This is a genomic window from Brevibacterium atlanticum (assembly GCF_011617245.1).
Lineage (GTDB): Bacteria > Actinomycetota > Actinomycetes > Actinomycetales > Brevibacteriaceae > Brevibacterium > Brevibacterium atlanticum.
The window spans coordinates 2,077,272-2,089,574 of record NZ_CP050152.1 but is presented as its reverse complement, the minus strand read 5'-3'; the positions used below and the strand labels follow the sequence as shown (position 1 = coordinate 2,089,574).

10 protein-coding genes are annotated in these 12,303 nt (G+C 66.5%); 4 read left to right on the top strand and 6 right to left on the bottom strand.

Annotated features, from left to right (window positions below; all coding sequences use genetic code 11):
- Positions 1-106: 106 nt before the first annotated feature.
- Genes GUY23_RS09325 through GUY23_RS09315 form a run of 3 tightly spaced genes read right to left on the bottom strand, consistent with a single transcriptional unit; the run spans position 107 to position 4,897 of the window.
- The gene (locus GUY23_RS09325; protein ID WP_166971701.1) at positions 107-961 is read right to left on the bottom strand and encodes a 3-hydroxybutyryl-CoA dehydrogenase; all 855 of its coding nucleotides are present in this window, start codon (positions 959-961) and stop codon (positions 107-109) included.
- Positions 962-996: 35 nt separating this feature from the next.
- Positions 997-1,503 (bottom strand): peptide deformylase, encoded by a 507-nt coding sequence (locus tag GUY23_RS09320; RefSeq protein ID WP_166971700.1) that lies wholly within the window; start codon positions 1,501-1,503, stop codon positions 997-999.
- Positions 1,496-4,897 carry a pyruvate carboxylase gene (locus GUY23_RS09315; RefSeq protein WP_166971698.1) on the bottom strand — a complete coding sequence of 1,134 codons (3,402 nt, stop codon included), beginning with the start codon at positions 4,895-4,897 and terminating at the stop codon, positions 1,496-1,498. Before GUY23_RS09315 ends, GUY23_RS09320 begins: the two co-directional genes overlap by 8 nt.
- A 177-nt stretch (positions 4,898-5,074) precedes the next feature.
- Here GUY23_RS09315 and GUY23_RS09310 point away from each other — a divergent pair, with 177 nt between their 5' ends.
- Positions 5,075-5,917, top strand: coding sequence for a ParA family protein (locus GUY23_RS09310; RefSeq protein WP_166971696.1), 843 nt, complete (start codon positions 5,075-5,077; stop codon positions 5,915-5,917).
- A 292-nt stretch (positions 5,918-6,209) separates the two neighbouring features.
- On the opposite strand, the gene GUY23_RS09305 is transcribed toward GUY23_RS09310, so the two are convergent.
- Together GUY23_RS09305 and GUY23_RS09300 are read right to left on the bottom strand one after the other, a co-directional pair.
- Positions 6,210-6,791, bottom strand: coding sequence for a MerR family transcriptional regulator (locus tag GUY23_RS09305; RefSeq protein ID WP_166971694.1), 582 nt, complete (start codon positions 6,789-6,791; stop codon positions 6,210-6,212).
- 244 nt (positions 6,792-7,035) lie between these two features.
- On the bottom strand, positions 7,036-7,827 hold the full coding sequence (locus GUY23_RS09300) for a lysophospholipid acyltransferase family protein (protein WP_166971692.1): 792 nt from the start codon (positions 7,825-7,827) through the stop codon (positions 7,036-7,038).
- Between the two features lie 105 nt (positions 7,828-7,932).
- On the opposite strand from GUY23_RS09300, the gene GUY23_RS09295 reads away from it, so the two are divergent.
- From GUY23_RS09295 to GUY23_RS09285, 3 genes are all read left to right on the top strand, one after another.
- Entirely contained in the window at positions 7,933-8,721 is a 789-nt protein-coding gene (locus tag GUY23_RS09295; RefSeq protein WP_166971690.1) for an alpha/beta hydrolase, read from the top strand.
- Positions 8,722-8,743: 22 nt separating this feature from the next.
- Positions 8,744-9,199 (top strand): hypothetical protein, encoded by a 456-nt coding sequence (locus GUY23_RS09290; protein WP_228282176.1) that lies wholly within the window; start codon positions 8,744-8,746, stop codon positions 9,197-9,199.
- Between the two features lie 114 nt (positions 9,200-9,313).
- On the top strand, positions 9,314-11,071 hold the full coding sequence (locus tag GUY23_RS09285) for a DEDD exonuclease domain-containing protein (protein ID WP_166971688.1): 1,758 nt from the start codon (positions 9,314-9,316) through the stop codon (positions 11,069-11,071).
- Here the strand turns inward: GUY23_RS09285 and trpD are convergent.
- Positions 11,039-12,160, bottom strand: coding sequence for an anthranilate phosphoribosyltransferase (gene trpD / locus GUY23_RS09280; protein ID WP_166971686.1), 1,122 nt, complete (start codon positions 12,158-12,160; stop codon positions 11,039-11,041). The genes GUY23_RS09285 and trpD overlap by 33 nt on opposite strands.
- Positions 12,161-12,303: the final 143 nt, after the last annotated feature.

Sequence of the window (12,303 nt, the reverse complement as noted above, 5' to 3'; positions counted from 1 at the left end):
GAACCGGCACAGCCGTCTGAGTGTCCCCGAAGGGGATCTCAGACAGAACGCCGACGGCCCCCGAACTCAACGGTTCGGGGGCCGTCGGCGTTGCGCATCCGGCTGATCAGTACTCGTAGAAGCCGCGACCGCTCTTCACACCGAGCAGACCGGCATCGACCATGCGCGAGAGCAGCACCGGCGGCTTGGTGGCGAGATCACCGGTCTCTTCGTACATGCTCTGCGCGGCGAAGAGGCAGGTGTCGAGCCCGACGAGATCGGCGAGCTTGATCGGACCCATCGGGTGCGCGCAGCCGTTGACCATGCCCGTGTCGATGTCCTCCTTCGTCGCGAACCCGGATTCGAGCATCCGGATAGCGCTGCACAGGTAGGGAATGAGCAGAGCATTGACGATGAACCCGGGTCGATCCTCGGCCTGGACGGGCTTCTTGCCGAGCACATCGGAGACGAAGTCCGTGACGGTGCTCCTGACCTCCTCGGCGGTGAGCACCGAAGAGACGATCTCGACGAGCGGCTGCACGGGTGCCGGGTTGAAGAAATGGATGCCGAGGACCCGTTCGGGACGCGAGGTGGACTGAGCGAAGCGGATGATCGGCATCGACGAGGTGTTCGAGGCGAGGATCGCCTCGGGGTCGGTGACGACTCCGTCGAGTTCGGAGAAGATCGACTTCTTGATGTCCTCGTTCTCACTGGCCGCCTCGATGACGAGCTGGCGGTCGGCCAGATCGGCGATATCGGTGCTGAAACGCAGATTCGACAGAGCCGTGTCACGGGCGTCGGCGTCGAGCTTTCCCTTCTCGACGGCACGGCCCAAGGACTTCTCGATCCTCGCCCTGCCCGCGGCCGAGGCCTCGTCGTTGATCTCACGGACGATCACATCGAGACCGGACTTCGCGAGCACCTCGGCGATTCCGGCTCCCATGAGTCCGCTGCCGATGACGGCGGTGCGTTGAATGGTCATTGTCTGCTCCTACTTCATGTCTGGTGGTGTGGGTGTCAGCTCATGCGGGCGAGGAACCAGTCGCTCGACCGGATCTCCCTCATGGCTTCCCGGCGGCGATCCTTCGGCAGAGTCTGGATGTAGACCTGCCCGTCGAGGTGTCCCACCTCGTGCTGCAGCATCTGGGCGAACACCTCAGTGCCTTCGATCTCGACCGGCTCATTCTGCGCATCCACACCCCGCACCCGAGCGAACTCGTAGCGCGGGGTCGGGAAGAACAGTCCGGGCACGGACAGGCAGCCCTCTTCGATGTCGCGCAGCTCTCCCCCGAGTTCGACGATCTCGGGATTGATGACGTAGCCGGTGCGCCCGTCGAGGTCGTAGCCGAAGGCCCGCAGCCCGACCCCGATCTGCGGGGCCGCGACTGCGGCTCGACCCTCCGGCAATGCGGTGTCGACGAGGTCCTCAGCGAGTGCTGCGATGTGCTCGTCGAAGACGGTCACCGGTTCACAGGCGCTACGCAGAACGGGGTCGCCCCAGAGGCGGATGTCGCGTTCAGCCATCGATGACTACGACGAGGTCGCCGCCCTCGAGCTGCTGGACATCCGCGATCGCGACCCGGGACACGGTGCCCGCGGTCTGAGTCGTGATCGTCGCTTCCATCTTCATCGCCTCGATCGTTGCGATGGTGTCACCGACTGCGACCGTGTCACCCTCGTGCACCTGCATGGTCACGACGCCGGCGAAGGGACTGCCGACATGGGCGCGGTTGTTCGGATCGGCCTTCTCCGCGGTCTTGACCTCGCTCTCGACCGAGCGGTCGCGGACGTTGAGAGGACGCAACTGGCCGTTGAGGGTGAACATCACCGACCGCATTCCACGCTCGTCGGTGCCGCCGATCGCCTGCACGCCGATGAGCAGGTTCTTGCCTTTCGCCAGTTCGACCGCGTGCTCCTCGCCGGGGGTGAGCCCGTAGAGGTATTCGGAAGTCTCGACGACGGAGAGATCGCCGTAGCTCGAGCGCATCTGTTCGAATTCCTTCGTCGGCCCGGGGAACAGAAGCTCGTTGAGCTTATCCTTGCGCTCCCGACCGGATTCCTTGAGCGCCTCGGCATCGGCCGGCTCGAGCTTCTCGACGAGAGGCTTGTGCGCGCGACCGGCCAGGGCCTTCGTGCGGAACGGCTCGGGCCAACCGCCCGGAGGATCACCGAGGTCGCCGCTGAGGAACCCGATCACCGAGTCCGGGATGTCGAACTTGTCCGGGTTCTCTGCGAAGTCCTCCGGCGACACGCCGGCACCCACGAGGTGCAGAGCGAGGTCGCCGACGACCTTCGACGACGGAGTCACCTTGACGAGGTGGCCGAGGATCGAATCGGCCGCCGCGTACATGTGCTCGATATCTTCGAACCGCTCCCCCAGCCCCAGGGCCACAGCCTGCTGGCGCAGGTTCGACAGCTGTCCGCCGGGGATCTCGTGACGGTAGACGCGACCGGTGGGTCCGGCGAGGCCGGACTCGAACGGGGCATAGACCTTGCGCACCGACTCCCAGTACGGCTCGAGGTCGCTGACGGCGTCGAGGCTGATGCCCGTGTCGCGGTCGGTGTTCTCGAAGGCCGCGACGAGGGCCGACAGGCTCGGCTGGCTGGTGGTGCCCGCCATCGACGCCGATGCGGCGTCCACGGCATCGGCGCCGGCCGCAGCTGCGGCATAGAGGCTGGCGAGCTGACCGCCGGCCGTGTCATGGGTGTGGACGTGGACGGGCAGATCGAAGTTCTCCCGCAACGCGGTCACGAGCTTCGCGGTGGCTGCCGGACGCAGCAGACCGGCCATGTCCTTGATCGCCAGCACGTGTGCACCGGCGTCCACGATCTGCTCGGCCAGTCGCAGGTAGTAGTCGAGCGTGTAGAGCTCTTCCTTCGGGTCGAGGATGTCCGAGGTGTAGCACAGGGCCACCTCGGCCAGTGAGGAGTTCGTGGCACGGACCGCCTCGATCGCCGGCCGCATCTGCTCGACGTCGTTGAGGGCATCGAAGATGCGGAAGATGTCGATGCCGGTGCGAGCCGCCTCGTCGACGAAGGCATCTGTGACCTCGGTCGGGTACGGGGTGTATCCGACGGTGTTGCGTCCGCGCAGAAGCATCTGCAGGTTGATGTTGGGAACCGCTGCACGCAGCGCCTCGAGACGCTCCCAGGGATCCTCACCGAGGAAGCGCAGTGCGACATCGTAGGTCGCTCCGCCCCAGGCCTCGATGCTCAGCAGCTCGGGGGTCATCCGGGACACGTGCCCGGCCACGGCCAGCAGGTCGCGGGTGCGCACGCGGGTGGCCAGCAGGGACTGGTGGGCGTCACGGAAGGTCGTATCGGTCACGGCCAGGGCGGTCTGCTCGCGCAGGGCGCGGGCGAAGCCAGCGGGTCCGAGCTCCGCGAGGCGGTCCCGGCTGCCGGGGCTGGGGTCGACGGACAGGTCGATGTCGGGAAGCTTGTCGCCGGGACGGATGCGCACACCCGGTTCGCCGTGGGGACGGTTGACGGTGACATCGGCGAGGTAGTCGAGCAGCTTCGATCCGCGGTCGGCGCTGACGCGAGCGTCGAGCAGCTGCGGACGCTCCTCGATGAAGGACGTCGAGAGATCGCCGGCGACGAAGGAAGGATCGTCGAGCACGGCCTGGAGGAAGCCGATGTTCGAGGACACGCCGCGGATGCGGAATTCGGCGAGGGCGCGCTTGGCCCGGCCGACGGCCTGCGGGAAGTCCCGGCCACGGCACGAGAGCTTGACGAGCATCGAATCGAAGTGCGGGCTCACTGCCGCACCGGCGTGGACGGTTCCACCGTCGAGGCGGACACCGGCACCGCCGGCCGAACGGTAGGCGGTGATGGTGCCGGTGTCGGGGCGGAACGAGTTCGCAGGGTCCTCGGTGGTGATGCGGCACTGCAGGGCGGCTCCCTTGATGCGCATGTCCTCCTGGCGCAGTCCGATCCCCTCGAGGGTCTCACCGGAGGCGATGCGCATCTGCGAAGCGACGAGGTCGACGTCGGTGATCTCCTCGGTCACGGTGTGTTCGACCTGGATGCGCGGGTTCATCTCGATGAACACATGCTTGCCTGCACGCGGTCCGTCAGTCTCGAGGAGGAACTCGACGGTTCCGGCGTTCTGGTAGCCCAGCGCCTTCGCGAACTTGAGAGCGTCGGCGTGGAGCGCCTCGGCGATGGCGGGATCGAGGTTCGGTGCCGGAGCGATCTCGACGACCTTCTGGTGACGACGCTGCACGGAGCAGTCGCGTTCGAAGAGGTGGATGGCGTTCGAATCGTTGTCGGCGAGCACCTGCACCTCGATGTGGCGGGGGCGCTGCACGGCCTGCTCGATGAAGACGGTCGGGTCACCGAAGGCGCCTTCGGCCTCACGCATGGCGGCCTTGAGAGCATCCTCAAGATCCGAGGCCTGAGCGACGCGGCGCATACCTCGTCCGCCGCCGCCGGCGACGGCCTTGACGAAGAGCGGATACTCCATCGACTCGGCGTCCGCGAGCAGCTGCGCGATGTCGGCCGAGGGTCGGGTGGAGTCGAGGACCGGGATGCCGGCGTTGCGGGCGGCAGCCAGTGCCTGCACCTTGTTGCCGGCGAGTTCGAGGACATCGGCCTTCGGGCCGATGAACGTGATGCCCGCCTCGGCGCAGGCACGCGCCAGATCGGGATTCTCCGACAGGAAGCCGTACCCGGGATAGATGGCGTCAGCGCCGCTCTCCTTGGCGACGCGCAGCATCTCCTCGACGCTGAGGTAGGCCCGCACGGGGTGGCCTTCTTCGCCGATCATGTAGGCCTCATCGGCCTTCATGCGATGCTCGGAGTTGCGATCTTCATAGGGGAAGACTGCGACGGTCGAGGCTCCGAGCTCATAGGCGGCGCGGAACGCACGAACAGCGATCTCTCCGCGGTTGGCCACGAGGACTTTAGAGAACATAGGTGTCTCTCACTTCTGTATCGGCCGCACTGGTGCGACTGGTCGACAGGCTGTCGGGAACATACTCTACTCAGTGACCTGGAACACTCTGTCGACCGGGGGTCCACTTTCGACTGAGACGTGTGTCTCGGCGTGGTCGGCGCGGTCGGGCACGGCCCGATACGTTACCGTAGGAGGGTGCTTGTCCTCAGTATCAGCAGCCTCAAAGGCGGAGTCGGTAAGACATCCGTGACGCTCGGTCTCGCCTCGGCGGCATACAGCAGGGGAATTCCGACCCTGGTCGTCGACATGGACCCCCAAGCGGATTCGTCGACCGGCCTCGATGTGCCGACCTCGACGCGCGTCGATATCGCCGATGTACTCGCTGCTCCGAAGTCCCAGAAGATCCTGTCCGAGGCGATCATCCCCTCGGGGTGGGTCGGCGATAAGCTCGGGCATCTCGATGTGATATCCGGTTCGCCGCGTGCCGCCGAGTTCGATCGCCCGTCGCTGTCGGAGCGCTACCTGCGTCGGCTCGAGGATGCGCTCAGCCGGATCGCGAAGGGATACCGCCTCGTCCTCATCGACTGCCCTCCCAGCCTCAACGGCCTCACCCGCACGGCGTGGACGGCCAGCAACCGGGTCGCCGTCGTCACCGAACCGAGCCTCTTCTCCGTGGCCGCCGCCGACCGTGCCCTGCGTGCGACCGATGAGCTGCGCCAGCGTGGGGCCAGCGACCTGCAGCCGCTGGGACTCGTGGTCAACCGAGTTCGAGCTGGGTCGACCGAGCACGATTACCGGATCCAGGAGATGCGTGAGATGTTCGGACCCCTCGTGCTCAATCCGCCGTTGGCCGAACGGGCAGTGATGCAGCAGGCGCAGGGTTCGGCACGCCCCGTCCACTCATGGCCCGGCAAACCCGCCGAGGAGGTCGCCGGTTCCTTCGACGCCCTGCTCGAGCGTGCGCTGCGTTCGGAGAGCATCCGGTCTCGACGCGCGAGCGCGGCGAAATCGGAGAAGCAGACGACCGACAAGGAGTAACCGGAGCAGCCGCCGCTCCCCCGGCCCGGAACCTGCCGGTGCGCCCGGAAGCGACCAAGACCGCATGTCCGAAGTGCCCACGCAGTGCATCAGTTCACTGCGTGGGCACTTCTGCTTGTCATGCACCTCGGATGAGGCCAGGGGCCGCGGCACTCAGGACATCGTGCAGGCACCGACTCAGCGCTGACACGGTGTCGGGCGTGAGCACTGACTCCACCCATGAATCACGAAAGCGGCCCACCCTCTCGGATGGACCGCCTCGGCGATGGTGACGGGAACTCGGTGAGACTCCTCAACCGCTCTTGCGTGCGCGACGTGCGGCGAGCTCGTCCATAGCTTCGATGACGGCGTCGTCTTCGGGAATGCGTTCGCTCGGAAGTTCGGACAGCGTGCCTTCCACCTCGTTCCAGACGCGCCCCACGGCGATGCCGAATACGCCCTGGCCGCCCTGCAGCAGGTCGACGACCTCATCGGGCGAGGTGCACTCGAAGACACTGGCGCCATCGGACATCAGAGTGATCTGCGAGAGGTCCTCGACTCCGCGGGAGCGCAGATGATCGACCGCGGTGCGGATCGACTGGAGCCCGACGCCGGTGTCGAGGAGTCGCTTGACGATCTTGAGGACGAGGATGTCGCGGAAGCTGTAGAGTCGCTGGCTGCCGGATCCGGTGGCATTCCGGATCGAGGGGGTGACCAGATCGGTGCGGGCCCAGTAGTCGAGACGACGATAGCTGATGCCGACGACCTTGCAGACGGTGGGACCGCGGTAGCCGGCCTCTTCGTCGAGAACGGGCAGATCATCATCGAACAACAGCCCTTGGGCCGCTGACGGCATCGGCGTCATGTCGACGCTTTCGTGACTTGAGCGGTTCACACCGACTCCTCCTTAAAGTCCCTGGGGGAAGCGAAGGTCGCTTGGAAGGACCGAGAACATAGTCATTCTAGCCCTCTTCCCAGCGAACCTACAGTGGGATTCAACAACTCCAAGGTATTCTGCCTGCCCGGTCAGGACAAACACCGCAAGGTAACGATTTCTGCGTGTCGCCGTTATCGCAGTATTCGAACATGTCACGCAGCCGTCGGACAGGGCCCCTCGGAGCAGTTCAGTGCCCTTCGCCTCAGTCCTTCGACGGAGCCGCGTCCGGCTTGTCGTCCTCGGTGCCGTGATCGACGCCGCGGTCGGCGCCTGCGGACGGAACCTCGGTCCTCTCGGGCTTTTTGGGCTTCGCGCTGGTGAGCAGCTTCGTCTTCACGGTCGACGCATAGGTGTCGACGTATTCCTGTCCGGAGAGCCGCATGATCTCGTACATGATCTCGTCGGTGACCGAACGCAGCAGGAAGCGGTCGGTCGGCAGTCCGGCATACTTCGAGAAGTCCATCGGGGAGCCGAAGACCACGCCGACACGGCGCAGCTTGGGGATGAGGCGACCGGCGGGTTGGAGTTTGTCGGTGCCGATGATCGCCACCGGGATCACGGGTGCGCCGGATTCGAGGACGAGGCGTGCGATGCCGGTCCGCCCGCGATAGAGCTTGCCGTCGGGTGAGCGGGTGCCTTCGGGATAGATGCCCAGCGAGTTTCCCTCACCGAGGACCTTGAGGCCCGATTCGAGGGAGGCCTGCGATCCCGAACCCCCACCGCGGTCCATCGGCAGCTGGTTGTTGAGCTTGAAGAACCAGCGGGTCACCGCGCCCTTGATTCCGCGACCGGTGAAATAGTCCTTCTTCGCCAGATACACCACGGGGCGCGGAGCGAGGAGGGGGACGAAGATCGAGTCCATGAAGTGGTTGTGATTTCCTGCGATGATCGCCGGGCCGTCCGCCGGCAGATTGTCCAGGCCACGCACCCAGGGACGGAAGAGGATCCGCAGGATGGGTCCGGCGAGGACTCGCTTGAGAAACCAGTAGAACACGCGCACCCTTCCATGTACGACTCCTTGTCGTCCTCGGCAATCATATATCCACACGAACCGCGAACGACGATGCCCAGACTATGTCATTCGTGCCATGCTGGAGGCATGGAGATCGATTTCACACCGCGGGCCGATCCGATGGCCGCCTACAGCGTCGACGGCGGGGCCTCGACCGCGGTCCTCTTCCTGCACGGGCTGACAGGCTCTCCGGTGCCCTGGGTGCCGATCGCCTGCGCGGTCGCGGCCGCAGGCATCGACGTCAGCGTGCCCGTCCTGCCCGGACACGGCACCACCTGGCAGGACATGGACTCCACCGGGTGGGCGGACTGGCTCGCCGCAGCCCGCAAGGAACTCGGCCGGCTGCAGGAGAGCCACGATCGCATCATCGTCGCCGGACTCTCGATGGGCGGCTCGCTCGCCCTGGCGCTGGCGGCCGCGGAGGCTGCCCCCGACGAGATCGTTGTGGTCAATCCCGCTCTCTGCATCGACTCCGCCTTCGCACCGCTGCTGCCCCTCCTCCGCCGTGTCGTGCGCACCATCCCGTCGATCGGCGGTGACATCGCGCACCCCGACCGCGACGAATGCGCTTACCCCCGCACGCCGCTGGCACCGTTGGCGACGTTCCATCGGGCACTGACGATCCTCCGCGACGACCTGTGGAAGATCGAGCGCCCCGTCACAGCCATGATCTCCGGTGAGGACAATGTCGTCGGCCCGCGGTCGCTGCGCACCCTGCGCTCGGGACTGCCGCACCCGCCTCGCATCGTCCCCCTGCGCCGGTCCCGGCACGTCGCCACGCTTGATTTCGACGCCGACACCATCGCCGAGGTGGTGCTCGAGCGAGCGCGCGCCGACACCTTGGACGGAGCCGGGAGGGCTGCGGCCGGGGAATAGTCCCCACGCGGAGATTGCTGTGATGGATATGGATGACGAGCACGACCCCTCGACACCCGACGACGATCGGGGGGACTGGAGGGACGAGGTGCCCGATTCGGAGCGGATCGGTCGTGATCGTTCGCGCATCGGCGACGAAGAGTGGGAGGACCTCGTCCGGCAGATCGCCGAGCCCTCGGCACCGATGGGTGATATGCCCGCCGAGGAGGTGCGTGCCGCTCTCGACGATGACGATCATTGGCAGCCGGGACCGGCCGAACCCATAGGCTGGCGCACCGCCTCCCCGACGCTCGTCCTGTCCTGGGCGGCCGCCCTCGGTGCCGTCGCCCTGCTCCTCATCGGGGTCATCTTCTTCCGACCGCTGCCCGGCTGGTATCTGCTCATCGGGCTCGCGGTGGGTGTGGGCGGCGGCATCGGCCTGTTCTTCCACCTGCCGCAGCACCGGTCGCCCGATGACGGCGACGGGTCCTCCGTGTGAGCGTTCCGCGGCCGCACCCCGCGGATGCGGATGTCCGACGCATCCCTCTCGAGGGATCGTGAGCGGAGGAGTGCGGATGCGCCCGTGTCATCGGCGGCTGAGACACTGGAGACCATGACCGTTCCATTCGACCGCACCCCCAGCGCCCTGCAGAACACGCAGCTGTCGTTCGACAGCCTCGGCACCCCGCTGTCCGAGGTCACCTTCGTCATCGTCGACCTCGAGACCACGGGCACCAGGGCCGGCCAGTCGGAGATCACCGAGATCGGTGCGGTCAAGACTCGCGGCGGAGAGGTGATCGGAGAATTCCAGTCACTGGTCAAACCCGAGCAGTCGGTCATCAGCCCCTTCGTCGCCCGGCTCACCGGCATCACCCATGCGATGGTCGACGATGCCCCCTCGATCGCCGCAGTCCTGCCGAGCTTCCTCGAGTTCTCGACCGGTGCGGTCCTCGTCGCCCACAATGCGCCGTTCGACATCGGCTTCCTGCGTTCGGCATGTGAGAGGCTTGATTACCATTGGCCCGCGCCCACCGTCCTCGACACCGTCACCCTCGCCCGCCGGGTCGTCGGCCGCGACGAGGTCCGCAATCACAAACTCTCCACCCTTGCTGCTCATTTCGGCACCCAGGTCGCTCCCGATCACCGTGCGCTCTCCGATGCGCGGGCGACCGGTGAGCTGCTTCACCACCTGTTCGAGCGCTTCGGCGGCTACGGAGTGACGACGCTCGAGGAGCTGTCGACAGTGCGACAGTCCGGGTGGGCGAAGAGACAGGCGAAGTCCCACCTCGCCAAGGGAGTGCCCGCCGAACCAGGGGTCTACATGTTCCTCGACGGCACCAGACGGGTCCTCTACATCGGCAAATCGGGCAATATGGCCCGGCGCGTGCGCGGATACTTCAATGCCTCGGAGAATCGCGGGCGGATGGCGGAGATGATCACCGCGGCACAGGAGATCAGCTGTCTGCCCTGCGCACACGCACTCGAAGCCGAGGTCAGGGAGATCCGGCTCATCGGGGAACTCGCCCCGCCGTACAACCGACGGTCGAAGAATCCCGAGCGGAACTCGTGGATCGTGCTCAGCGACGATCTCTTTCCGCGTCTGTCCGTGGCACGTTCGGATTCGGCACTCGAACGCTCCCCCGCCCCGCCGCTGGGTCCGTTCCGCTCGCGGAAGCGCGCCCAAGCGGTCAAGGAGCTCCTTGACACCCTCTACCCCGTGAAGAGGTGCACGACGAAGGTGACGAAGCGCAGCCTCGGCGAACATCGGCCCTGTGTGAGCGCGCAAGTCGGCCAATGCGGAGGGCCCTGTGCGGGAATCACCGACCCCGATGCCTACCGGGACACCCTCACCGAACTCTTCGCCCTCCTCGGCGGGGATCTGTCCTCACTGCAGCGCCTCGGTGGCGAACGGATGCAGCGCCTGGCGGGCGAGGCGCGCTTCGAGACGGCCGCGGAAGTCCGCGATGCCCTGCGCTCCGCGGTCACGACCGCCGCCCGCGCCGAGGAGGTCGACGGTCTGCGTGCCGTGCCGGAGATTCTCGCTGCCGCCCCCGGATTCGAATCCGGCTGGGACCTCGCGGTCATCCGTCACGGACGACTCGCCGGAGCCGGCCATGTCACCACGCGGTCCGGAATGACGCAAGCCTTCACAGCGCTGCGATCGACCGCAGAATGGGTGCCGGCCCCCGGACCGCTGCCGCGGAGCACCGACTCACTGCCTGAGGAGACGCGCCTGCTCGCCGGCTGGCTCGAGACTGCGCAGCTGCTCGATGCCGTTCCAGCCGGGGGCACCGGCTGGTCGCTGCCCCGTGCGGGCGCCAATGCCCATGCGCGGACCTCAGGCGCGATTCGCCTCGGCGACACGATGTGAGACCTCGATGAGCTGATCGAGCTTCGCCGCGCCTCCGCCGTCGTCGATCGTCTCGATCGCCGTCTGCACCTTGGACGCGAGCCGCTCGGTGAAGGCCCCGACGGCGGATTCGTCGGCGGCGACGAGAGCGGCAGCCGCGTTGACGGCGACGATGTCGCGGACCGCAGACCGCTCCCCCGAGAGCACAGCGCGCGTGATGGCGGCGTTCTGTTCGGGCCCGCCGCCGCGCAGGTCGTCCTTGGTCGCACGGGCGATGCCGAGGTCGAGGGCATCGAAGCTCGTATGTTCGATCTCGCCGTGCCTGACCTCCCAGACATCGTTGACCGCGGTGTTGCTCAGCTCATCGAGGCCGTCACGGGAGCGGAACACGACCGCCTGATGCCCACGCTTGGCCAACGTGCCCACCACCAACGGTGCCATCTGGGCATCGGCGACACCGATCGCAGTATGCCGTGCGCGGGCGGGATTCGTCAGCGGACCGAGGATATTGAACGCCGTGGGCACGCTGATCTGTCGACGGACCGCGGCCACGAACTGCATCGACGGGTGGAACACGTTCGCGAAGCAGAAGGCCAGCCCGACCTCCTGGGCGATCTCACCTGTCTGTTCGGGCGTGATGTCGAAGCGCACTCCGAGGGCTTCGAGCACATCGGCGGAACCGGACGCCGAGGAGGTTGCGCGGTTGCCGTGCTTGACCACCCGCTGACCGGTCGCGGAGATGATCATGGCCGCGGTCGAGGAGATGTTGGCTGTCTTCGCCCGATCGCCTCCGGTGCCGACGATGTCGACGGAGTCCTCAAGACCGAGCAGGGGAACGGCATGTTCCATCATCGCGGACACGAGGCCGGCGATCTCGTCGACGGTCTCACCCTTGGTGTGATGGGCAGCGAGGAATGCGGCCATTGTCACATCCGGTGTCCTTCCCGACATGATCTGATCCATCGCCCACGCGGCTTGGTCCCCGGAGAGGTCCTGCTGGTGCATCAGTGCCATGAGCAGATCCGGCCAGTTCTGCGCAGCTGCCTGCTCCGAGCCGGAGGCCGCGGAGGCCTGTGCTGCCGGTGTGGTCAGGGGCGTGGAATCGGTCATCCGGATGAACTCTCACTAGGTGTCGCTGCCGCCCCGCAGCACGGGACGGACCTTACCTGCGGCATCCTATCCTGTGTTCGACACGCGGGCAGAAGTGAGTTGCGAAACGAGATTCCAGCACCAGATGGCGGTTTTCGCTACAT